Source organism: Achromobacter sp. GD03932, from assembly GCF_029839485.1.
Classification (GTDB): Bacteria; Pseudomonadota; Gammaproteobacteria; order Burkholderiales; family Burkholderiaceae_B; genus Achromobacter; species Achromobacter bronchisepticus_A.
Genome location: NZ_JAOCAT010000043.1, coordinates 19,803 through 42,791 on the forward strand (window position 1 = coordinate 19,803; position 22,989 = coordinate 42,791).

A 22,989-nucleotide genomic window follows, 5' to 3' on the forward strand; every position below is an offset into this window, starting at 1 on the left:
TCATGAGTTCTGGTTTGGACCTCAGTCAGTTTTACGAGACCTTTTTCGACGAGGCGGACGAGCTGCTCGCGCAAATGGAGCAACTGCTGCTCGAGCTGGATGTGGGCGCGCCCGACATCGAACAGCTCAACGCGATCTTCCGCGCCGCCCACTCGATCAAGGGCGGGGCGGCCACGTTCGGCTGTTTCACGCAGCTGGCGGGCACGACCCATTTGCTGGAAAACCTCCTGGATGCGATCCGTCGCGGCGAAATGGCGCTGCGCACGGACATGATCGATATTTTCTTGGAAACAAAAGACGTGCTCAAAAGCCAACTGGATGCCTATCGGGCCTCCGAAGAGCCCGATGAAGCCGTGTTTGAGCGTATCTGCGCCGTACTGAGGCAGCTTGCGCTGGAGCATAAGGATCCCGCCGCGGCAGCCGCGCCGGCCGAGGCCCCTGCAGCCGTGGCAGCGCCGGCTCCGGCCCCCGCACCGGTGGTTGCCCCGGCGCCTGCCCCCGAGCCCGCAGCGCAAGCGCCGGCCGCGGAAGCGGGCAGCCTGCCTCTGCGTGTGCGGATCACCAAGGTTTCGGACAAGGACGCCGCCTCCCTGCTCGAGGAAATGGGCAATCTCGGCAACGTCAAGGCCAGCGAACGCGCCGACGGCGCCCTGACCGTATGGATGGACAGCACCTGCACGCCGGACGATATCGAGGCCGTATGCTGCTTCATCGTCGACGGCGACCAGCTGGAAATCAGCCGCGAAGCCGCTCCGGCGGGCGTGACGCAGGCTGCAGCGCCGGTTGCGGCCGCGACGCCTGCGCCGGCCCCTGCGCCTAAGGTAGCCGAAGCGCCCGCCGTGGCCGAGTCGGCCGCGGCCGCCGAGGCCATCACACAATCCGCCCGCGTGGCGCGGCCTGCCGCGGCGGCTCCGGCGCACGCGGACAAGGAATCCACCTCGATCCGCGTCGGCGTCGAGAAGGTCGACCAGGTCATCAACCTGGTGGGCGAACTGGTCATTACCCAAGCCATGCTGGCGCAGACCGCTTCCACCCTGGATCCGGTGCTGCACGACCGCCTGCTCAATGGCATGGAACAGCTTGAACGCAATGCCCGCGACCTGCAGGAAGCGGTCATGTCCATCCGGATGATGCCGATGGACTACGTGTTCAGCCGCTTCCCGCGCCTGGTGCGCGACATCGCCAGCAAGATGGGCAAGCAGATCGAACTGCAGACCCACGGCCGCGCGACGGAACTGGACAAGAGCCTGATCGAACGCATCATCGATCCGCTGACTCACCTGGTGCGCAACAGCCTGGACCATGGCATCGAGACGCCCGAAAAGCGCGTTGCCGCTGGCAAGGACCCCGTCGGGCAACTGGTGCTGTCCGCCCAGCATAACGGCGGCAACATCGTCATTGAAGTCAGCGACGACGGCGGCGGGCTGAACCGCGACAAAATTCTGAAAAAGGCGATCGCCCAGGGCCTGCCGGTCAACGAGAATTCGCCGGACGACGAAATCTGGCAACTGATCTTCGCGCCGGGCTTCTCCACCGCCGAAAAGGTGACGGATATCTCCGGCCGCGGCGTGGGCATGGACGTGGTGCGCCGGAACATCCAGGACATGGGCGGCCACGTGCAGCTGTCGTGCGAGCCGGGCAACGGCACCACGACGCGCATCGTCCTGCCGCTGACGCTGGCCATTCTGGACGGCATGTCGGTGCGCGTCGGCGAGGAGACCTTCATCCTGCCGCTGAATCACGTAACCGAATCGCTGCAGCCCACCAATGACCAGATCTACTCGGTGGCGGGCAATGAGCGCGTGATGCACGTGCGCGGCGAGTATCTGCCGCTGGTCGAGATGCACCGGGTGTTTTCGGTCGGTGACGCCCAGACCGATCCCACGCAGGCCATCGCGGTCATCATGCAGGCTGAAGACCGCCGTTTTGCGCTGCTGGTGGATCACCTGATCGGCCAGCACCAGGTCGTGGTGAAGAATCTGGAATCGAATTACCGCAAGGTGCCGGGCATTTCCGCCGCCACCATCCTGGGCGATGGCAGCGTGGCCTTGATTGTCGACGTATTTGCGCTTGCGCGCGCCAACCGCGAGCGTTGGTCGCAGCCCGAAGCCATTCTGAATTGACGGAGAAATAAACCTCATGGCAGCTAACCCGCAAACGCAAGCCCGACGCAAGGAAGATGTCGGCAGCGAGTTCCTGGTCTTTACGCTGGGCGACGAAGAGTACGGCATCGATATCCTGAAGGTGCAGGAGATCCGCGGCTACGACGCCGATTCGGTCACGCGCATCGCGAATGTGCCGCCGTTCATCAAGGGCGTGACAAATCTGCGCGGCATCATCGTGCCTATCGTCGACCTGCGCATCAAGTTCAATCTGGGGCGCGTCGAGTACAACGAACAGACCGTGGTCATCATTCTCAACCTCGATCGCCGCGTCGTCGGCATCGTGGTGGATGGCGTGTCTGATGTGTTGATGCTCAATTTGGGGCAGATCCGCCCGGCGCCGGAGTTTGGCGCAACCCTGTCCACCGAGTACCTGACGGGTCTGGGCACGGTGGACGAGCGCATGCTGATCCTGGTGGATATTGAAAAAATGATGACCAGCGACGAAATGGCGCTGGTGGAGAAGGCCGCGTCCTGATCGGAACGGCCTGCTTGGGAGGTAGAAGCGCCATATTGAACCCAATGTGGCGCTTTCCTTTAACGACTTCAATCTGGGAGTGGTTCTTGTGATGCGCAAGTTCTTCGCAAACATGACGATACGCAGCAGCCTGTTGTGGGTGCTGGCGTTTTTCTCATTCATGTTGGTGATAGGGGCCGCGCTGGGCGTGCTGTCCCTGCGCATCAGCAATGGCACTCTGGCGCAGATCAAGCAATCGCAAGAGCTGGATGATGCGGTCGGCCGTGTGGTTTCCAGCTACAAGGACTCCATGACCGGCCTGGGCCGCGCGGCTGCGGCCAACTATGCTGACATCGTGAAGAGCGTGGGGCAGCCGACCTTGCTGACCCAGGGTCTGTCATCCGAGGCGGCCGGCTTGCTGGAGCGCGCCAAGGCCTCCATGAACAAGGGGCAGGCCGAGTACGAGTATTACAAGAGCCTGGCCCGGCCGGCCGAAGCGGCCGACGCCCTGAAGGAAATCGACGAATCTTATGACGCGCTGGTCCGGCAAGGACTGGCGCCGCTGGTGGCCGCCCTGGAAAAGGCGGACATGCCCGCCTACCAGAAGCAGGTCCAGACGGTACAGGACGCGCTCGAGGGACGCTACGCGCGAGCCATCGAAGGCTTTGACTTCTGGCGCGCCAGCAAGACGCTGGATGCCCACGAGGTGGCGCAGGTGCGTTACCAGTTCGTCCTGATGGCGGTAGCGGCTGGCGGCGTGATCGCCGCGTTGCTGGTGTTTGCCACCTACGTGTTCCTGCGCCGCCGCGTGCTGCTGCCGTTGAAGGAAGCCGGTCATCATTTCGACCGCATCGCCGGTGGCGACCTCACCGCCCGCGTGGACGTGCGCAATACCAACGAAATCGGCCAGTTGTTCGCCGCGTTGAAGCGCATGCAGGAAAGCCTGACGCGCACCGTGGCGTCGGTGCGCCGCGGGGTGGATGAGATCAACGTCGGCTCGCACGAGATCGCGGCGGGTAATACGGACCTGTCCAGCCGCACCGAGCAGCAGGCAGCCTCGTTGGAAGAAACCGCGGCCTCGATGGAAGAGCTGGCGTCGACCGTCAAGCAGAACGCAGACAATGCGCGCCAGGCCAACCAGCTGGCGGCCAGCGCCTCGGACGTGGCTGAGCGCGGCGGTTCGGCGGTGTCGGAAGTGGTCAGCACCATGCAGGAAATCTCGGCCAGCTCGCGCAAGATCTCCGAGATCGTATCGGTGATCGACGGCATCGCCTTCCAGACCAATATTCTGGCGCTGAACGCGGCGGTGGAAGCGGCGCGCGCCGGTGAGCAAGGCAAGGGTTTCGCAGTAGTGGCGGGCGAAGTGCGCTCGCTGGCGCAACGTAGCGCCCAGGCAGCCAAGGAAATCAAGGGTTTGATCGAAGACTCCGTGACCAAGGTCGGCGCGGGTTCGCAGCAGGTGGAGCGCGCTGGCTCGACGATGCAGGAAATCGTGGCTTCGGTGAAGCGTGTGACGGACATCATGGGCGAGATCTCGGCGGCGTCGGAAGAACAGTCCAGCGGCATCGATCAGGTGAACCGCGCCGTGTCGCAGATGGACGAGGTGACCCAGCAGAACGCGGCGCTGGTGGAAGAGGCGGCGGCTGCCGCGGGTTCCCTGCAGGAACAGGCACAACGCCTAGCCGAAGCGGTATCCGTGTTCAAGATCAATGCGGGCGAGGTCATCGAAGTTCCGGCCCAGCGCCTGTCGTCGGCGCGTTCTTCCGGCGACGATACACGTTTGCAGGCGCCTGACGCGCTTGCGCTTGGGCACTGAGGATAGCAGTGGCTACAGCAGCGGCAACCCAGGCGCCGTCCATTTCGGTGGAACGCCAATTCGATTTTCGCGATGCGGACTTTTCGCGCGTGCGCAAGATGATCCACGCCTACGCGGGCATTTCGTTGGGCACGCACAAGCGCGAAATGGTCTACAGCCGCTTGGCCCGGCGCCTGCGTGCGCTGGGCATGCAGGATTTCGGCAGCTATCTGGACCAGCTGGAAAATGAGCCGAATGCGGCCGAGTGGGAAGATTTCGTCAACGCATTGACGACCAACCTGACCGCTTTCTTCCGCGAAGCCCATCACTTTCCCATCCTGGCCGACTTCGCCAAGCGGCGTGGCGGTCCGGTGTCGGTGTGGTGCTGTGCGGCCTCCACCGGGGAAGAGCCGTATTCGATCGCCATGACGCTGGTGGAAGCGCTGGGCCCCAGGGCCAGCGCAAGTTCGGTGCTGGCCACCGATATCGACACCAATGTGCTCAACCGCGCGCGGGCTGGAGTCTATCCGGCCGAGCGCGTGGACAAAATGGACGGCGAGCGTCTGCGGCGTTTCTTTCTGAAGGGCCGCGGCGCCAACGAAGGGCAGGTGCGGGTGCGCCCGGAAATCGCTGACATGGTCCGCTACGAGACCCTGAATCTCTTGGCGCCGGCTTGGCAGATCAATGAACAGTTCGATGTGATCTTCTGCCGCAACGTCATGATCTATTTCGACAAACCCACCCAGGCCAGGATCCTGGAGCGGTTTGTGCCGCTGCTCAAGCCGGGTGGCTTGCTGTTTGCCGGCCATTCCGAAAACTTCACCTACATCAGCCGGGATTTTCGTCTGCGCGGGCAGACCGTCTATGAATGCGCGGGCAGGTCCTGAGCGGGACGAGGCAGCAAAAAATGAAGAAAATTAGCGTTTTGTGTGTGGACGATTCGGCATTGGTGCGTGGCCTGATGACCGAGATCATCAACAGCCAGCCGGACATGGAGGTGGTCGCAACCGCGCCCGATCCACTGGTGGCGCGCGAACTCATCAAGCGCCACAACCCCGACGTGCTGACGCTGGACGTGGAAATGCCCCGCATGGACGGGCTGGATTTCCTTGAAAAACTGATGCGCCTGCGTCCCATGCCGGTGGTGATGGTGTCGTCGCTGACCGAACGCGGCGGCGAAATCACGCTGCGGGCCTTGGAACTGGGCGCGATCGACTTCGTCACCAAACCCAAGCTGGGCATCCGCGACGGCCTGCTCGAGTACACCGAGATCATCGCCGACAAGATACGCGCCGCCTCGCGCGCCAAGCTGCGCGCGCCCACGGCGCATGCCGCGCCCGCCGCACCCGCACCCATGTTGCGCCGCCCGCTGGCCAGCTCGGAAAAACTGGTGATCGTCGGCGCGTCCACGGGGGGCACGGAGGCGATCCGCGAGGTGCTGCAGCCGCTGCCGCCCGACAGCCCGGCCATCCTGATTACGCAACACATGCCGGCGGGTTTCACGCGTTCCTTCGCGCAGCGCCTGGACGCCCTGTGCGCCGTGACCGTCCGCGAAGCCGTGCATGGCGACCGCGTACTGCCCGGGCACGTTTATCTGGCGCCGGGCGGCGACATGCACATGCGTTTGGGCCGCAGCGGCGCCAACTACGTGATCGAACTTGAAGCCAGCGAACCCGTCAACCGCCACCGTCCGTCGGTGGACGTGCTGTTCAATTCGGCCGCCGTCGCCGCCGGCAAGAACGCCATCGGCGTCATCCTGACCGGCATGGGCAAGGACGGCGCTGCCGGCATGTTGGCCATGCACCGCGCGGGCGCCCACACGATTGCGCAGGACGAGGCCAGTTGCGTCGTCTTCGGCATGCCCCGCGAAGCGATCGCCTTGGGCGCCGCGGATGAAGTGGTTTCGTTGTCGGCGATAAGCGAACGCATTCTGACTCGCCTGGGCGATCGCGGGCACCGCGTCTGACGCGCAAGGCTCCCCGATCGGTCCAAGCTAAATTTTTTCTGGAGTAGAAGATGGTAGACAAGGGCCTGAAGATTCTGGTGGTGGATGACTTCCCCACCATGCGGCGGATCATCCGCAACCTGCTCAAGGAGCTGGGTTTCGAGAACGTGGATGAAGCCGAAGACGGCGCCATCGGCCTGGAAAAGCTGCGCAACGGCGGTTTCCAGTTCGTGGTGTCCGACTGGAACATGCCCAATCTCGACGGCCTGGAGATGCTCAAGCAGATCCGCGCCGACGCAGCGCTGGCTTCGCTGCCCGTGCTGATGGTGACGGCCGAGGCCAAGAAGGAAAACATCGTTGCCGCGGCCCAGGCCGGCGCCAACGGTTATGTGGTCAAGCCTTTCACGGCGGCGACGCTGGAAGAGAAGCTCAACAAGATCTTCGAGAAAATCGCCGGTTGAGGTGAGCCATGAGCACGACGGAACATGAGAGCCCGGGCGAATCCCCCGACCTGATCCATCGCATCGCGTCGCTGACGCGCATGCTGCGCGACAGCATGCGCGAGCTGGGGCTGGATCAGGCCATCAAGGACGCCGCCAACGCCATTCCCGACGCCCGCGATCGTCTGCGCTACGTGGCGCAGATGACGGAGCAGGCCGCCAACCGCGTCTTGAACGCCACCGAGCAAGCCGGTCCCATCCAGGACGGCCTGTCGCGTTCGGCGCAGGCGCTGGATGCGCGCTGGCAGCAGTGGTACGACCAACCCCTGGAACTGCCCGAGGCGCGCGAACTGGTGAAGGACACCCGCGCCTACCTGCAGGATGTGCCGAAACAGGCGCAGCAGACGCAATCCCAGCTGATGGAAATCATCATGGCGCAGGATTTCCAGGACCTCACGGGCCAGGTCATCATGCGCATGATGGACGTGGTGGGCGCGATCGAGCGCGAACTGCTGCAGGTGCTGCTGGACAACGTCCCGCAAGAACGTCGCGACGAAGCGAACAGCCTGCTCAACGGGCCGCAGATCAGTCCGCAAGGCAAGACCGACGTGGTGACCAGCCAGGATCAGGTCGACGACCTGCTGGCCAGCCTGGGCTTCTAGCCGGGAGCCGCGCCGCCGGACAGGGTCTCCGGCGGCGCGTTTTCCTGGTGGTGCCGCCGCGCATGAAGGTAGTCCGCATGAAGGTAGTCCCTAAGGGCGCAAAGAGCGCCTCATGGATAGACTCCCCTCCAGAACAATAATCAGGGGCTGTGCAGCGTGAATCATGGCGCGCAATGCGCGCCAGGCAACGGATGCCCATAGAAGGCGATCCGGGCCGGCACAAGGAGGTTGATCATGGCCAGATCCGTATTCCGCCTGGGCGGCATGTGGCGGTTGTTGCGGCGGCTCAATCGCGGCGACGCGACACTGTCGGAACGCACGCTATCCATCAGTCCGGCTGTTTGGCCGCTGTACGGTTTCATGACGCGCATACGCAGCCGCATCATGACCGTACGCCAGTCCAGCATAGAAATCGCGCTGAATGCCGCGCGCACGCAGTTCCAGGCGGGCCATTGCTCGATCCTGGCGCAGGAGCAGGCGCGGGCTGCTGAGGCGCTCGCCGCCAGCGGCGCGCAAATCGCCGCCTTGTCGACATCAACATCCACCCATGCGCGCGAGATTGCCGAGGTGTCGGGGCAGAATCTGCACGCGGCGCAGCAGGCGCTGGCCGAACTGTCGGACGTCAAGGCGCGGGTAGAGCGCATGACGCGGGAGATGGCTTCATTCACCGAGGTGGTCGGGCAACTGACGGACCGCGCCCAGTCGGTCGGCGACATCAGCAAGCTGATCAAGGAGATCGCCCTGCAGACTCAGCTCCTGGCCTTGAACGCCGGGGTCGAGGCGGCCCGGGCAGGGGACGCGGGAAGGGGGTTCGCGGTGGTCGCCAGCGAGGTCGGGCGGCTGGCCGAACGCGTGAACTCGGCCACCAGCGATATCGGCCGACATACCGCCGAGATGTTGGAGCTGGTGGAGACGACCCAGCATCAGACCGGCACGCTGCGCGAGGACGTCAACGCTTCCGGCGTAGTGCTGGATCGGACATGCTCAGGCTTTGAGCGTTTCGTGCGCGACTTCGACAGCATGAACCGCCAGGTCGGCGACGTCGTTCAGGCCATCGGCGAGGTGGACTCGACCAACCACGGCATGAGCGAAGAGGTGGGGCGGATTGCCGCGCTGAGCGCCGACGTGCTGAAACGCGTGGGCCATATGTCCGGCGAAATCGACCGCATCCGCCGCCAGACGGAAAGCGTGCAGGAGGTGCTGGCCGACATGCGCACCGGCAATACCGCTTTTGACGGCCTGTCCCAGGCTCTCGAAGCCTTCCGGGATGCCGCCGTCAACCTGCTGGAAGACGCCAGGAGCCGCGGAGCGGACGTGTTCGACCGCCACTACCGGCGCATTCCCGGCAGCGAACCCGCGCGCTACCACACCAGTTACGACCGGCAGATCGACGAGACGGTGACGCAGCTGCTGGATAGCGTGCTGGATGGCGTGCCGGGCGGGATCTACACGATCCTGGTGGACGGCCGGGGTTACGCGCCGGCCCACAATCGCCGCTTTTCCCAGGCGCCTACCGGCGATCCGAAGCAGGACATCCTGCGGGTGCGCAATAAGCGCATCTTCGATGATCCGGTGGGCTTGCGCCTGGCGACCAATACCGGCGGAATGCTGCTGCAGACCTATTCCCGCGATACGGGCGAAATCGTCAATGACATATCCATTCCGGTCTATCTGGGGTCGGAACATTGGGGTGCGGTGCGGATTGGCCTGGATTTCGGCCGCTTCCAAGCGGCGGCCGGAGAGGGCGAGGCAGACCGGCTGGCGGTCGCCACGGGCGGCTGACGCCGCTGGCCCGCCCGGGGCCGGGCGCGTTCCGGGCGGGCCTGGAACGCGCTGCCTGAAACGCATCCGGGAATAGCGCCGCTTTCCCCCCGTTTCTTGGCTTATCGCCGAGCCCCTGGGCCTCCTAGAATCTCGGCGGGCAGCTCGTCATTCCATAATCCGCGAGCCGCGACAATACCGCAGAGCATGGCCGAAGAAAGCGACCTCGAAAAAACCGAAGCCGCCTCTCCCAGGCGCCTGGAAAAGGCGCGCGAGGAGGGGCAGATTGCGCGTTCCCGCGAATTGGGAACGTTCATGATGCTGGCGGCGGGCGTGGGCGCCATCTGGGTGGGCGGCAGTTCGCTCTACCAGACCCTGAGCGGCGTGTTGCGAAACGGCCTGGCGTTTGATCAGCGTATCGTCCTCGATCCCGGCGTGATGGTCGAACGCGCGGTCGAAGGTTTCGGCGAGGCCTTGCTGGTGCTGCTGCCGATTTTCGGGCTGCTGGCTGTCATCGCGGTGCTGTCCAGCGTGCTTTTGGGCGGCATCGTCATCTCGGGCAAGCCCCTGCAGTTCAATTTCTCCAAGCTCAGCCCCATTGCGGGCGTGAAGCGGATGTTCTCGTCGCAGACGGTGGTGGAGCTGATCAAGGCGCTGGCCAAGGCCGCGCTGGTCGGCGGGGTGGCGGTCTGGGTCATCTGGCGCTACCACGACGACATGCTCAGCCTGATGCACGTGGCGCCGTCGGCGGCGCTGATCAAGGCGCTGACGCTGGTGGCGATGTGCTGCGCCTTCATCGTGGCTTCGCTGATGGTCATCGTCATGCTGGACGTGCCGTGGCAGATCTGGAGCCACCTGAAGAAGCTGCGCATGTCCAAGGAAGACGTGCGCCAGGAGCACAAGGAAAGCGAAGGCGACCCCCACGTGAAGGCGCGCATCCGGCAGCAGCAGCGCCAGGCGGCGCGCCGCCGCATGATGGCGGAAGTGCCCAAGGCGGACGTGGTGGTGACCAACCCCACGCACTACGCCGTGGCTCTCAAGTACGACGAGGAAAAGAGCGGCGCGCCGCGCGTGCTGGCCAAGGGTACGGGCCTGATCGCGGCCAAGATCCGCGAGCTTGCCGCCGAGAACCGCATCCCGACATTGGAAGCGCCGCCCCTGGCGCGCGCATTGCATCAACACGTGGAGATTGGGCAGGAAATTCCGTCCGAACTCTACACCGCGGTGGCAGAAGTGCTGGCGTGGGTCTTCCAGCTGCGCTCCTGGCGGGCCGGTTGGGGCGCCGAACCGACGGCCCCGACCCGGTTGCCCGTGCCGGTCGAGCTGGACCCGCAAGCCAAAACCGCAGCACAAGGAGCTTAAGGAATGAGCGCTTTGCTCACCATGTTGAAGAGTAACGGGGCCACGCATGCGCGGCTGCTGGCAGGGCCGATCCTGATCGTGATGGTGCTGGGCATGATGGTCTTGCCCCTGCCCACGTTCCTGCTCGACCTGCTGTTCACCTTCAACATCGCGTTGTCGGTGATGATCCTGCTGGTGGCCATGTTCACGCGCAAGCCGCTGGATTTTGCGGCATTCCCGGCCGTGCTGCTGTTCGCCACGCTGCTGCGCCTGTCGTTGAACGTCGCCTCCACCCGCGTGGTGCTGCTCCATGGCCATACCGGGCCCGACGCTGCGGGCAAGGTCATTGAGGCCTTCGGCCACTTCCTGGTCGGCGGCAACTTCGCCGTGGGGATCATCGTCTTCGTGATCCTGACCATCATCAACTTCATCGTCATCACCAAGGGCGCGGGCCGTATCGCCGAGGTGGGCGCGCGCTTCACCCTGGACGCGATGCCGGGCAAGCAGATGGCGATCGATGCGGACCTGAATGCCGGCCTGATCGGCGAAGACGAGGCGCGCAAGCGCCGCGCGGAAGTCTCTCAGGAATCCGACTTCTTCGGCTCGATGGACGGCGCCAGCAAGTTCGTGCGGGGCGACGCCATCGCCGGCCTGCTGATCATGGCGATCAACATCATCGGCGGCCTGATCGTGGGCGTGGCCCAGCATGACATGTCGATGGGTGATTCGGCGCGCGTCTACACGCTGCTGACCATCGGCGACGGCCTGGTGGCGCAGATCCCGGCGCTGGTGATCTCCACCGCCGCGGGCGTGGTGGTATCGCGCGTATCGACCGACCAGGACATCGGCCAGCAGATTCTCAGCCAGCTGTTCTCCAACCCCAGCGTGCTGTTCCTGACGGCCGGCATCGTCGGCATCATGGGCCTGATCCCCAACATGCCGCACGTTGCGTTCCTGACCCTGGCCGGCGCGCTGGGCTGGGGCGGTTGGATGCTGTACAAGCGGCAAACTGCGGCGGCGGCCGCGGCGGCCGAGGTGCCGCCACAGGCCGTTACGCAGGCTCAGGCCGCGGCGGCCGAGGCCAGTTGGGACGACGTGTCCATGGTGGACCAGCTGGGCCTCGAGGTCGGCTACCGCCTGATCCCGCTGGTGGATCATGCCCAAAACGGGGAGCTGCTGCACCGGATCCGCAGCCTGCGCAAGAAATTCGCTCAGGACGTGGGCTTTTTGCCGCCGGTCGTGCATATCCGCGACAACCTGGAACTCAAGCCCAACGATTACCGCATCCTGCTGTCCGGCGTGGAGGTCGGCCACGGCGTCGCCATGCCGGGCCAGTGGCTGGCCATCGACCCGGGCGGCGTGACCGTGCAGATCAAGGGCACGCCCACGACCGATCCCGCCTTCGGCTTGCCGGCGCTGTGGATCGACGGCAGCCTGCGCGATCAGGCGCAGGTGGCGGGCTATACGGTGGTGGATGCCGGCACCGTGGTCGCGACGCACCTGAATCACCTGATGCACCGTCACGGTTCCAATCTGCTGGGCCGCCAGGAAGTGCAGCAATTGCTGGACCGCATTGGACGCGACGCGCCCAAGCTGGTCGAGGACCTGGTGCCCAAGACCCTGTCGCTGACGGCGCTGCAGAAGGTGCTGCAGGGCCTGCTGTCGGAAGAAGTGCCGATCCGCGACATGCGCACCATCATCGATACCTTGTCCGAACATGGTCCGCGCCTGGCGGCGCTGGCCGCCGGCACCGGCAGCCAGCCCGACATCAACGAACTGATCGCGCTGACGCGCCGTTCGCTGGGCCGCGCCATTACCCAGCAATGGTTCCCGGGAGAGGGCGAGCTGCGGGTAATCGGCCTGGACGTGAAACTCGAGCGTGTGCTTTCGCAGGCGATGACAACCAGCGGCGGCCTGGAACCCGGGTTGGCCGATACGTTGTTGCGCGAAGCGCAGGCCGCGGTCGAGCGCCAGGAATCGCAAGGCAATGCGCCGGTGTTGCTGGTGCCTCCGGTCTTGCGTGCGCCTTTGTCGCGCTTCCTGCGGCACCATCTGCCGCAGCTGGGCGTGTTGTCGAATACGGAAATACCCGATGAGCGCATGGTGCGTGTTACCGCGCTGATCGGCGGAGGTAATGGGGCATGAAGATAAGCCGATTTTTCGGGGCGAACAGCCGCGATGTGATGCGCCAGGTCCGGCAGGTGCTGGGACCGGACGCGCTGATCGTGTCGAACCGTAGCGTCGATGGCGGCGTCGAGGTGCTGGCTACCGTCGAAGGCGCTTTTGACGATGCCGCCCACGAGCCCGCGCCGCGCCAGGAAGCTGCGCCCGTCCGGCCGCTCGAAGCGCGGCCGCTGCCACCTGCGGGCGCGCCGGCAGGCATGCGCTTCGATGCGTCTGAGCAGGCAGGACGTGCGCCCGCGCCCGTGATGCCCCAGGGCGGATACGCGGCGCCGTCGCGTTCGATCGCCGCATACCAGACCGCTTACGCATCTTCGACACAGCCTGAAGATGAAGCGCCCCAGGCTGCTCCTATAGCGCCCCAGCGGGCGGCGCCCGTGCGGGTTGAATTGCCATCCCTGCCGCCGTTGCGCCAGGTCCCCGCTGATCAGTCCGCCGCATCCGCTGCCGCGCCTGGCGCTCCTGCGGCATCATCCGCGTATGCTGTTGCGCCCGCGGGGCAGGCTCCGGCGGCTGCCGCTGCCTATTCGGGCGTGCCTGCAAGCGCGGCTCCGGCGCCTGCGGCTTATACGCCAGCCACGCCCCAACCGGCACCGGCGCCTTACACGCCGGCCGCCCCTCAACCGGCACCCGCGCCTACGATGGCCCGCATGCCGGATGCGCCGTTGCGCCAACCGCCGGTTTTGCCGCCTGCGGCGATGCCGGCTGACGCCGCAGCGGGATTGCAGGACGCCATCAGCGCACTGCGTGGCGCTCTGGAAAGCCGCATGGACGGCCTGCTCTGGGGTGGCCGCCAAGGACCGGGCCGAGAACCCGCGGGCGCGGCGCTGTTCCGCAGCCTGCTGGACGCGGGGTTCAGCACCAAGCTGGTGCGCACCCTGGTGGAGCGCCTCCCGGAAGGAATGACGCCGGAAGCGGCGCTGAGCTGGGCCCGCAACGAGCTGGTGACCCACCTCCCGGTGCTGCGTTCCGAAGATGAGTTCCTGGCCGGCGGCGTATACGCCCTGGTCGGCCCGACCGGGGTGGGCAAGACGACCACGCTGGCCAAGCTGGCCGCGCGTTGCGTGGCGCGCGAGGGCCGCGAGCAGGTCGCGATGCTGACCACCGACAATTTCCGGATCGGCGCGCTGGAACAGTTGCAGATTTACGGACGCCTGATGGGCGTGCCCGCCCATTCGGTGCGCGATGCAGGCGAGCTGCGCCGCATCCTGGCTGAGTTGGGCAGCCGCAAGATCGTGCTGATCGATACCACCGGCATCAGCCAGCGCGACCGCCAGGTGGCGGAGCAGGCGGCCATGCTGTGCAATGCGGGCAAGCCGGTGCGCCGGCTGCTGGTGCTCAACGCGGCCAGCCAGGGCGACACGCTGGATGAAGTGGCGCATGCGTATCGCAATGGCGTGGGCGAGGATGTCGCCGGCTGCATCATTACCAAGCTGGACGAGGCCACCCGCCTGGGCGCCGCGCTGGATACGGCCATCCGTCATCGTTTGCCGATCCATTACATGTCGGTCGGGCAAAAGGTGCCTGAACACATGGAGCTGGCTCGCGCCGACGTGCTGATCGACCGCGCTTTCTCGATGGTCGAGCGCGCCCGCGCGCTATACACCCCTAGCGAGGCCGACCTGGCGACACTGGTGTCCGCGTCGCGGGAACCCGAAAGTGCGGATCCTGTCCGCAAGCGGCAATTGCTGGCATCGGCCATCTTGCGGCCGCAAGGCGGCGCAGGCTCCATCGAGGCCGCGCAGAATCTGGACGATGCCATTGCCTGGCTTGAAAGCGACCCGGCCTGCGTGCAGGCTCGCGCATCCTGGCGTGGCTATGTCGGGGATGGTTCTGGCGCAGGCCTCGCCGCGCTGGGTGACGAGCCTTTGGCGATGGCGCGCCGCGAATTTTCCTCCGTCTGCGGGCGGCATCTGCTTGCCGTGCACGGCAAAGCCTCCTTGACGGGCGAGGGGTTGCCGGGAGGTGCACTGCTGGGCGCGCTGCTGATGAGCGATCGCGGGACCGCCCTGGCGGCACCCGCGCAGCAGCTAGTGTTGCCGCACGGCATGCTGTCCTCATTCGCGCCGGCGGCGCCCGTCCAGCCGGATGCGGCCCTGGCGTTGCAGACGCGCGTGACCTGGCTGGCCGAAAAACTGGCGCGCGTGCCCGTCGTGCACATGCTGGAAGCCGGCACCGCCGCCTTGTGGCCGACCCTGAGCGAACAAGGCGTCGCCTGGGTGGCGCGTAGCGCCGGCGGCCAGCGTGTCATCCAGGATGACTGCCCGACCAATCTGAATGCCGTGGGCAAGAGCGTGGGCTATCTGCCGGTCGGTCAGCCCGGGGATATGCCGGGGCTGCACACCGTGCAGGGTGGCAAGCGTGTGCCGCTGGCGTTGTGGGCCTCCGGCACGGAAGTGACGTTGCCGGGCCGCAGCGGCGGCGAACCTGTGAGGCTGGTCTGTGCACGCTTGATCGATACGGTCAGCGGCGAGGTGGCGGGACAATTGTTCGGCATGACCAATCTTCCTGCGTCTCAGGCAGACGCCGCTACCGTGGCGCGCTGGCTGGTGTTGCAGGATGAGGCCAAGGCGGGCTTTCGCTATATGGCGAGCGCATGGCAGGCCTTGCCCGCCGTGGATGGCGCTGACGCGTTGGCACGCCAATCGCTGATGGCGGGCCAGATGGGCGCGGCCTGCTGGCAGTTGGCGCATACAGCTGGGGCGGATATGGTGCGCGCCCCTCTGTCAGGCATCATGGGAACGGACCGCAAGCTGTCCGGCCGTGTGCTGCCGGTGGCCTTGTTGAAGATGTACGCGATGCTGGAGATGACGGCGGCGTAGTGACAATGGCCGCCGTAGTCCGATTGCAGGAGCTCAGGGCTGGGATTCTGGCGGAAGGACGGCGCGTGCGCGGCGTCCGTCCAGTAGCCGATCAATCAGCGCTGATTCGGCCCGTACCGCAGTTCAGCCGGCAACGATAGGCTTGCGGCCAGGGGTGCCACGGGCGCCGCGGCCGCGTGCATCGTACGTGGACGGAGCTCCGCCAGCCGCACCCACATTGCGCAGGGCGTCCAGCGATTGCTGCGTATAGCGCAGGTGAACGTCGATGAGGGCGCCGTTGCGCAGGTTGATTTCGTTGGCGGCCGCCGATTTGCTTAGCAGGGATTGCCACACGCCCGACAGTTGCGGGTGCAGAACGGCTGCTTGTTCGGTGCCGGTGTGCCCAGCCGGCAACCCAATTTCTGCGAGCAGGGAATCACGGACCTGACTCAGATCCACGAGCTTGCGGGCGAGGCCGCCCTTGCGCTCCGTAATTTCCTGCAGCACACCGACGGTTCCCAGCCCCACCAGCACTTCAGTCTCTTCTTCCAGAACGGTCGAGAACTCGGTGATCAGAGTGTCTTCCTGCTGCATGCAGGATTGCAGGGCGTCTACGGTGCTCATGGTCATGCTGCTCGGATCGGAAGGTTGCGGGTTACTTCAACAGGTCTCGGGCGCTGGCGATCAGGCTGTCCGCGATGCGGCCCGTGTCGATCTTGAGCTGACCCGAAGCGATGGCGGCGCGGATGGCGGCCACGCGTTCGACGTTGATGTCATTGGATCCGTTCTGCAGCGCCAACAGCTTGCGCGATGCCGAACTCAGCGCCACCTGCGAGCTGCTGGAGCCGCTGGCGCTGCCGGCGCCATAGGCCTGGGCAACCGCCGAGTCAGCGCGGGGCGCGACGGCGTCAGCCGAAAGGGGGCGGTTGGTGGTGGAATTGATCTTCAAGATTATCTCCGCAGGGCGTCCTGGGTCGGTTGTGCGACGGATTCGCCTACTTATGCCTCTGTAACGGCAGGGCCGGACGGAACTTTAGGGGAGGGCGGTTTCCTGGTGCAATGCAATATGTAACAATAATTACAGTTGTATTTCGACCAGGCCGGCATTGCGCACCACGCCGCTGACCACTTGGCCGCCCGCGGTCCGCACCTGTACGGTGGCGCCCGGCGCAGCGTTGTCCAACGCCTGGCCTTCGCTGCTGACTACGAAACCTTTGCCGCGAGCGTTGATGCGGACATTGGCGCCCCGGATCACCGATTGTGCGTTGCGCAACCCGGAGCCCCGCACCGCTTGCCCGGCGTTGATCCGGTGAACGGCGGTCATGCCTACCACGGTCTGTGGATCCGTGATCGCGCCCGGGGGCAGGGTGACCAGATCGCCGTCCCTAGGGGCGAGGTCGTCCGGTGTCAGGGCCTGTCCGGCGGCAATCATGCGAGCGGCGACGTAATAGTGGCCCGGGACGCTGACTGTCGCCTGGACATAAGCCGTCCATGGTTTGGGCGCGTTGCAACGTATCCCGACCGTCATGCGCGAGCGCAGCTTCATGCCAGATGGCATGAACGGGGACATGGCGTCGCAAGGCGTCAGGCGTTCTGCGCGCGGAGGATCGATCGCTACCGAAGGCTGCCCGGGCAGGCCAGCCAGTTGGTCCAGTAGATAGGTCTGCGCCGCAAGGGCGATGGCCTCGGGAGCCTGAGTCGCCGCTTCCTGTCCCTGCGCGGCAGCCAGGGGCAGCAGCAGGGCGGCCAGGCAGATGGCGCGCGCGCGGAGTCGGGGTGCGGATATTTTCATGATGGAGGAATTGTAGAAGTCCGCGGCATTCGGCAATACGTGAATTGGATGAGAAATGGCGGGTTATTTGGCTGATTGTGTCGCCTCCCCGGCCCCTATGATGCCGTCATCCAATGGGATAACGGTCTGTCCGGTCCCTTGTTTTGTCCGAATTGCAACGCACCAAGGCGCCCCGATGCTAGACAGGCTCAATGAAGATTTCCGGTTTTACCAGCAGGCCCTGGGGCTGCGCGCGCAACGCCAGGAAGTGCTGTCGTCGAACATCGCCAACGCCGATACCCCCAACTACAAGGCGCGCGATTTCGACTTCAAGACGGCCATGGCCAACGCCATGGAAGGCACCAAACGCTTGCCCGATACCTCGCTCACGCTGACGTCCGCGCGCCATATTCCGGCCAAGGCCGTATCCCAGGGGCCGACCGACCTCCTGTACCGCTTGCCGTACCAGCCCAGCATGGATGGAAACACGGTGGACATGGACATCGAACGGGTGCAGTTCGCGGATAACACCCTGCATTACCAAAGCACGATGCAGATGCTGTCTGGCCGTATCCGGACCATGATGGCCGCAATTCAGGAATGATTCTTTAAAGGGAGCGGCAGGCAATGTCCTTGTTGAGCATTTTCGATATCGCTGGTTCGGCGCTCAGCGCGCAATCGCAGCGCATGAACGTGGCGGCCAGCAACATGGCCAACGCCGACAGCGTGGTCGGCCCCGACGGCAAACCCTACCGCGCCCGCCAGGTGGTATTCCAGGTGAATCCCCCGGCCGGTCAGGCGCTGGGCCAGGAGATCGGCGGAGTGCGCGTGGCTGGCGTGGTCGAAGACCAGTCTCCCTTGAAGCAGGTCTATGACCCGCAGCACCCCATGGCCGACGCCCAGGGCTACGTCAGCATGCCCAACGTCGACCCGGTGGCCGAAACCGTGAACATGATCGCGGCCTCGCGCTCTTACCAGGCAAACGTGGAAGTGCTCAACACCGCCAAGGCGTTGATGCAGAAGACCCTGACCATCGGCCAGTCCTAATTTCCGGAACCAGTTAATCCATGACCACTATCGACCAATCGACGAGCAAAACCGGCTTGGGCCTGGCTCAAACTGGCGCCAATAGCAGCAGCACGGCGCAAGGCCTGCAGGACCAGTTCCTGAAACTGCTGGTCACGCAGCTGCAGAACCAGGATCCCCTGAATCCGATGCAAAACGCCGAGCTGACCTCCCAGCTGGCCCAGATCTCCACGGTGGAAGGCATCACCAACCTGAAGAACACCATGCTCGCCATCAGCGGCCAGATCGACGTGTCTCAGTCGATGAACGCCGTGGCCATGATAGGCAAGGGCGTGCTGATCCCTGGTTCCAAGATCAAGTCCGGCGTGGATGCGGAACATCCCGAGGCCCGTGTCGTCACGCCTTATGGTCTGGACCTGCAGGGCGATGCCCAGAAGGTGCAGATCCGCATTTCCGACTCGAACGGCGCGGTCGTGCGCACGATCGAAACGAAGGACCAGAAGCCCGGCGTGTACACGTTGTCGTGGGATGGCAAGAACGATAACGGCGTGGTGCTGGAACCGGGCGCGTACACCGTGTCCGTCCTGGCCACGGATGCCGACGGCAAGAAAGTGAATGCGGAAGTCCTGAGCTACGGCCAGGTCAAGAGCGTCGCGTACTCCACTGAAGGCCTGAGGCTGGATCTGGGCCTGGAAGGCCAGACCAGCATGCTGGACGTGCGCAAGGTGATCGGCGCCTGAAGCTGGCGCAATGCATTGGTGCCGGCGCATGGGCGGCGGCTTCCCCTAGTTAAAGATTAGCGAGAACAAACATGGGTTTCGGACAAGGATTGAGCGGCTTGAACGCCGCAGCGCAGAACCTGGACGTCATCGGCAACAACATCGCCAACTCCGGCACGGTCGGCTTCAAGTCGTCGACTGCGTCGTTTGCTGACGTCTATGCCAGTTCGCGCGTTGGCCTGGGCGTGAAGGTTGCCGGCATCAGCCAGCGCTTCACGGTAGGGGCGGTGAACGGCGGTGGCGGCGAGTACGACATCGCGATCGATGGCGCCAAAGGCATGTTCCGCGTCACCGACCAAAGCGGCGCCGTGATGTACACCCGCAACGGCGAGTTCATGGTCGACAAGAACAACTTCATCGTGAACGCGCAGGGCTATCGCATGACGGGCTATCCGGCGGGCGCGATCGGGGCGAATCCGGTGGAATTGCAGCTTCCGACGGCCAACGTGGCGCCCAAGGCGACGTCGACGGGAACGACCGTGGCGAACCTGGATGCCAATGCGAAGGTCATCTACGAGGTGGATACGCAAACCAAGGCTCCAGTCCCTGGAACGGTCACGTTGGGCGCGGCCCCCGGCACCGTGTATTCCTTCACTCGCGACGCTACCGGCGTCGCCACGCTGGTGGATACGGTTCCCCCGGGTGGTGGGTTGCCCCCCGCCGGTACTTTTACGAATGGTGCGGATAGTGTGACGGTGAGCGCCACGGGCGTTGTCACCGGCGATCTGTCGAAAATGGCATCGTTCACCGAGTACGTGGCGGCCGTGGTCGAAACCGGCAAGCCGTTCGACCCCAAGCTGTCCAGCACCTACACGAACGCGTCGCCGATGACCGTGTTCGACTCGTTGGGCAATTCCCACCAGGTCATGCAGTACTTCGTGAAGCGTCCGGCGGACGCGGCGGGCAACAGCATCTACGACGTCTATTACACAATGGACGGCCAGGCCATGGCGCCTACCACTGAAGCAGCGGGCGTTTGGGGCAATCCCCAGAAGTTCACGTTCAACAAAGCCGGCGTGATGACCAGCGCGCCGGTGGTGAACCTGTCGTTCGCCGCCCCGGGGGGCGGCGCCACGCCCGCCGATCCGATCAACATCGCGATGAACTACGCAGGCACCACCCAATACGGCAGCGCCTACAAGCTGGTGGCCAAACCTGACGGCTACACCTCGGGTGAATTCAGCGGCATCAACATCGGTGCCGACGGCAGCCTGGTAGCCAGCTACACCAACGGCGAGACCCAGGTCGTTGGCACTATCGTGCTGGCGGACTTTTCCAACCTGCAGGGCCTGCAGCCTGTGGGCAACAACGCCTGGACTGAGACGGCCGCTTCGGGTCAGCCCATCCTGGGCCAGCCCGGCACCAACGGCCTGTCCCGGGTCGTGGGCCAGGCTACCGAAGCGTCCAACGTCGACATGAGCAAGGAACTGGTCAACATGATCATTGCCCAGCGCACCTACCAGGCCAACTCGCAGACCATCAAGACCCAGGACGAAATCATGCAAGTCCTGATGAACCTGAAGTAAGCCCGGCAGGCACGAGACGACACCGACGGAATAGGCAATGGACCGTATCATCTACACCGCCATGAATGGCGCGGCGCGCATCACCGAGCATCAGGCCGCGCTTTCCAACAATATGGCCAACGTGAACACGGCGGGCTTCCGCGAGCAGATCGCGCTGTACCGTTCCGTGCCCGTCACGGACGGGACGAGTCTGCCCACGCGTGTTTCGACGGTGGCGTCCACGCCGCGCAACAGCTTCCAGATGGGCAATATGCAGACCACGGGCCGGGATCTGGACGTGGCGTTGTCCAGCGAGCGCGGCTGGATCGCCGTGCAGACGCCGCAAGGCGAGGCCTACACCCGCGCCGGCAGCCTGCAGGTCGGCATCAATGGCCTGTTGCAGACCTCTCTCGGTCAACCCGTGCTGTCGGACCAGGGCGGTCCCATCGACGTACCCGACCAGGCTGCGCTGACGATCACCGCGGACGGCACCATTACCGCCATCGGCGCCGGTGACGCGCCGAACAACATTCTGAACCTGGGCCGGATCAAACTGGCCAACCCGCAGAACGAGCAGCTGGTGCACGGCGACGACGGCGTGTTCCGCATGGCGCCCGTCAATGGCCAGCCTGCGCCTCCGGTACCCGCCGACCCCAGCCTGCGGCTGTTGTCGGGCGTGCTGGAAGGCAGCAATACCAATCCGATGGCGGCGATGGTGGGCATGATCGCCAACGCCCGCCGCTTCGAGCAGCAGATGCAGGTGATCCAGCAGTCCGACCGCAACGCCGAACGCGCCAACGGCATCCTGTCGGTAAGCGCCTGATACGGCAACTGAACTAGAAACAATTTTTGCGCGCGGCCGGGCCGCGACACCAGGAGTACTTCATCATGATGCGTTCGTTGTGGATCGCCAAGACGGGTCTGGAAGGTCAGCAGACCTCCATGGACGTGATTTCGAACAACTTGGCCAACGTTTCGACCAATGGCTTCAAGCGCGGCCGCGCCGTGTTCCAGGACCTGATGTACCAGACGCTGCGTCAGCCCGGCGCCCAGGTCGGCGACGCCACCCAGCTGCCGTCGGGCCTGCAACTGGGTACTGGTGCGCGCGTTGCCGCGACCGAGCGCATCCACACTGCGGGCAACCTGAACAACACCGGCAGCGAGATGGACATCGCCATCAATGGGCGTGGTTTCCTGCAGGTCGAACTGCCTGACGGCACCCAGGCCTACACCCGTGACGGCGCGTTGCAACGCGACCAGAACGGCCAATTGACGACCGTCAGCGGCTACGTGATCCAGCCGCCGATGAACATCCCCGACAATGCGCTGTCGATCTCCATCGGCAACGACGGCATCGTTTCGGTTACGCAGCCCGGCGCCGCTGGCATCAACGTACAGATCGGCCAGCTGCAGATCGCCACGTTCATCAACCCCACCGGGTTGCAGAGCGTAGGTGAAAACCTGTATCTGGAAACCGACGCTTCGGGACCCGCCAACCTGTTGCAGCCTGGCGTGGATGGCGCCGGTTCGATCATGCAGAAGTACGTTGAAACCTCCAACGTCAACGTCGCCGAAGAACTGGTCAACATGATCACCACGCAGCGCGCGTACGAAATGAACAGCAAGGCCGTCAAGACCTCGGACGAAATGCTGGCTCGCTTGACTCAACTGTGATGCTTATGTCTGTTCTGCGCCTGGTATCGAGTGCGGCCCTGGCTATGCTGGTGGCCGGTTGCGCCATGATCCCGCCCGAGCCCATCGTGACCGGGCCGACGACGGCGGCGCCGCCGCCTCCGCCTACGGCCATGGCGCAGCCCACGGGCTCGATCTATCAGCCTACGACATACGGCAACTATCCCTTGTTCGAGGACCGCCGGCCGCGCAACGTGGGCGACATCGTCACCATCGTCCTGAACGAGAAGACCAACGCTTCCAAGAACGTCGCCACCAACACCAACCGTAGCGGCAGCGCCTCCCTGGGCATCGCGGCTGCGCCGTCCTTCATGGACAGTTGGGCCAACGCCAACTTGAACACCGACGCCAAGGGCGGCAATGTGTCGCAGGGCAAGGGTGACAGCACGGCGAACAATGCCTTTACCGGCACCATCACCACCACGGTGGTGGGGGTGATGTCCAATGGCAACCTGCAGGTCGCGGGCGAAAAGCAGATCGCCATCAACCGGGGCAGCGAATTCGTGCGCTTCTCCGGCGTGGTCGATCCGCGCTCCATCACCGGCACCAACACCGTGTCGTCCACGCAGGTGGCCGACGCCCGCATCGAGTACCGCAGCAAAGGCGTCATGGACGAAGTCCAGACCATGGGCTGGCTGCAACGCTTCTTCCTGATCGCTTCGCCGTTCTGA

21 protein-coding genes are annotated in these 22,989 nt (G+C 64.8%); 18 read left to right on the forward strand and 3 right to left on the reverse strand.

Translation table 11 applies throughout. The features are described 5' to 3' along the window. Positions 1-2: 2 nt before the first annotated feature. From cheA to flhF, 11 genes are all read left to right on the forward strand, one after another. Positions 3-2,123: a chemotaxis protein CheA gene (gene cheA, locus N5C88_RS28540; RefSeq protein ID WP_280016697.1), complete on the forward strand. Its 2,121-nt coding sequence runs from the start codon at positions 3-5 to the stop codon at positions 2,121-2,123. A gap of 16 nt (positions 2,124-2,139) precedes the next feature. Then, positions 2,140-2,640 carry a chemotaxis protein CheW gene (gene cheW, locus N5C88_RS28545; protein WP_059374423.1) on the forward strand — a complete coding sequence of 167 codons (501 nt, stop codon included), beginning with the start codon at positions 2,140-2,142 and terminating at the stop codon, positions 2,638-2,640. A 91-nt stretch (positions 2,641-2,731) separates the two neighbouring features. Then, positions 2,732-4,435 carry a methyl-accepting chemotaxis protein gene (locus N5C88_RS28550; protein WP_118934113.1) on the forward strand — a complete coding sequence of 568 codons (1,704 nt, stop codon included), beginning with the start codon at positions 2,732-2,734 and terminating at the stop codon, positions 4,433-4,435. Positions 4,436-4,443: 8 nt separating this feature from the next. Next, entirely contained in the window at positions 4,444-5,301 is an 858-nt protein-coding gene (locus N5C88_RS28555) for a CheR family methyltransferase (protein ID WP_118934090.1), read from the forward strand. A 20-nt stretch (positions 5,302-5,321) separates the two neighbouring features. Continuing rightward, complete coding sequence (locus N5C88_RS28560) at positions 5,322-6,380, forward strand: chemotaxis response regulator protein-glutamate methylesterase (protein WP_059374430.1); 1,059 nt, start codon at positions 5,322-5,324, stop codon at positions 6,378-6,380. 50 nt (positions 6,381-6,430) lie between these two features. Then, a complete protein-coding gene (cheY, locus tag N5C88_RS28565) occupies positions 6,431-6,820 on the forward strand; it encodes a chemotaxis response regulator CheY (protein WP_013393379.1) in 390 nt (129 codons plus the stop codon). 8 nt (positions 6,821-6,828) lie between these two features. Next, positions 6,829-7,461: a protein phosphatase CheZ gene (cheZ, locus tag N5C88_RS28570; RefSeq protein WP_054456663.1), complete on the forward strand. Its 633-nt coding sequence runs from the start codon at positions 6,829-6,831 to the stop codon at positions 7,459-7,461. 234 nt (positions 7,462-7,695) lie between these two features. After that, positions 7,696-9,243, forward strand: coding sequence for a methyl-accepting chemotaxis protein (locus N5C88_RS28575; protein ID WP_223283474.1), 1,548 nt, complete (start codon positions 7,696-7,698; stop codon positions 9,241-9,243). Between the two features lie 186 nt (positions 9,244-9,429). Beyond that, the gene (flhB, locus tag N5C88_RS28580; protein WP_059374432.1) at positions 9,430-10,584 is read left to right on the forward strand and encodes a flagellar biosynthesis protein FlhB; all 1,155 of its coding nucleotides are present in this window, start codon (positions 9,430-9,432) and stop codon (positions 10,582-10,584) included. A gap of 3 nt (positions 10,585-10,587) precedes the next feature. Next, on the forward strand, positions 10,588-12,708 hold the full coding sequence (gene flhA / locus N5C88_RS28585) for a flagellar biosynthesis protein FlhA (protein ID WP_280016699.1): 2,121 nt from the start codon (positions 10,588-10,590) through the stop codon (positions 12,706-12,708). Next, entirely contained in the window at positions 12,705-15,566 is a 2,862-nt protein-coding gene (gene flhF, locus N5C88_RS28590; protein ID WP_280016700.1) for a flagellar biosynthesis protein FlhF, read from the forward strand. Before flhA ends, flhF begins: the two co-directional genes overlap by 4 nt. Before the next feature lie 123 nt (positions 15,567-15,689). Here the strand turns inward: flhF and N5C88_RS28595 are convergent, their stop codons facing one another. From N5C88_RS28595 to flgA, 3 genes are all read right to left on the reverse strand, one after another. Continuing rightward, a complete protein-coding gene (locus N5C88_RS28595; protein WP_165867943.1) occupies positions 15,690-16,169 on the reverse strand; it encodes a flagellar protein FlgN in 480 nt (159 codons plus the stop codon). A 31-nt stretch (positions 16,170-16,200) separates the two neighbouring features. Beyond that, positions 16,201-16,494: a flagellar biosynthesis anti-sigma factor FlgM gene (gene flgM / locus N5C88_RS28600; RefSeq protein WP_280016701.1), complete on the reverse strand. Its 294-nt coding sequence runs from the start codon at positions 16,492-16,494 to the stop codon at positions 16,201-16,203. Between the two features lie 129 nt (positions 16,495-16,623). Next, positions 16,624-17,337, reverse strand: coding sequence for a flagellar basal body P-ring formation chaperone FlgA (gene flgA, locus N5C88_RS28605; protein WP_118934117.1), 714 nt, complete (start codon positions 17,335-17,337; stop codon positions 16,624-16,626). A 175-nt stretch (positions 17,338-17,512) separates the two neighbouring features. Here flgA and flgB point away from each other — a divergent pair, with 175 nt between their 5' ends. The 7 genes from flgB (at position 17,513) to N5C88_RS28640 (ending at position 22,989) form a co-directional block, all read left to right on the forward strand. Further along, positions 17,513-17,920, forward strand: a complete 408-nt coding sequence (gene flgB, locus N5C88_RS28610; protein WP_118934099.1) for a flagellar basal body rod protein FlgB — start codon at positions 17,513-17,515, stop codon at positions 17,918-17,920. A 23-nt stretch (positions 17,921-17,943) separates the two neighbouring features. Continuing rightward, complete coding sequence (flgC, locus tag N5C88_RS28615; RefSeq protein ID WP_054456669.1) at positions 17,944-18,363, forward strand: flagellar basal body rod protein FlgC; 420 nt, start codon at positions 17,944-17,946, stop codon at positions 18,361-18,363. Positions 18,364-18,383: 20 nt separating this feature from the next. Further along, positions 18,384-19,082, forward strand: a complete 699-nt coding sequence (locus N5C88_RS28620) for a flagellar hook capping FlgD N-terminal domain-containing protein (protein ID WP_118934101.1) — start codon at positions 18,384-18,386, stop codon at positions 19,080-19,082. 71 nt (positions 19,083-19,153) lie between these two features. After that, a complete protein-coding gene (locus N5C88_RS28625; protein WP_280016702.1) occupies positions 19,154-20,647 on the forward strand; it encodes a flagellar hook-basal body complex protein in 1,494 nt (497 codons plus the stop codon). Between the two features lie 37 nt (positions 20,648-20,684). After that, entirely contained in the window at positions 20,685-21,449 is a 765-nt protein-coding gene (locus N5C88_RS28630; protein ID WP_059374449.1) for a flagellar basal body rod protein FlgF, read from the forward strand. Between the two features lie 65 nt (positions 21,450-21,514). Beyond that, positions 21,515-22,300, forward strand: coding sequence for a flagellar basal-body rod protein FlgG (gene flgG, locus N5C88_RS28635; RefSeq protein ID WP_054456673.1), 786 nt, complete (start codon positions 21,515-21,517; stop codon positions 22,298-22,300). After that, entirely contained in the window at positions 22,300-22,989 is a 690-nt protein-coding gene (locus tag N5C88_RS28640; RefSeq protein WP_280016703.1) for a flagellar basal body L-ring protein FlgH, read from the forward strand. Before flgG ends, N5C88_RS28640 begins: the two co-directional genes overlap by 1 nt.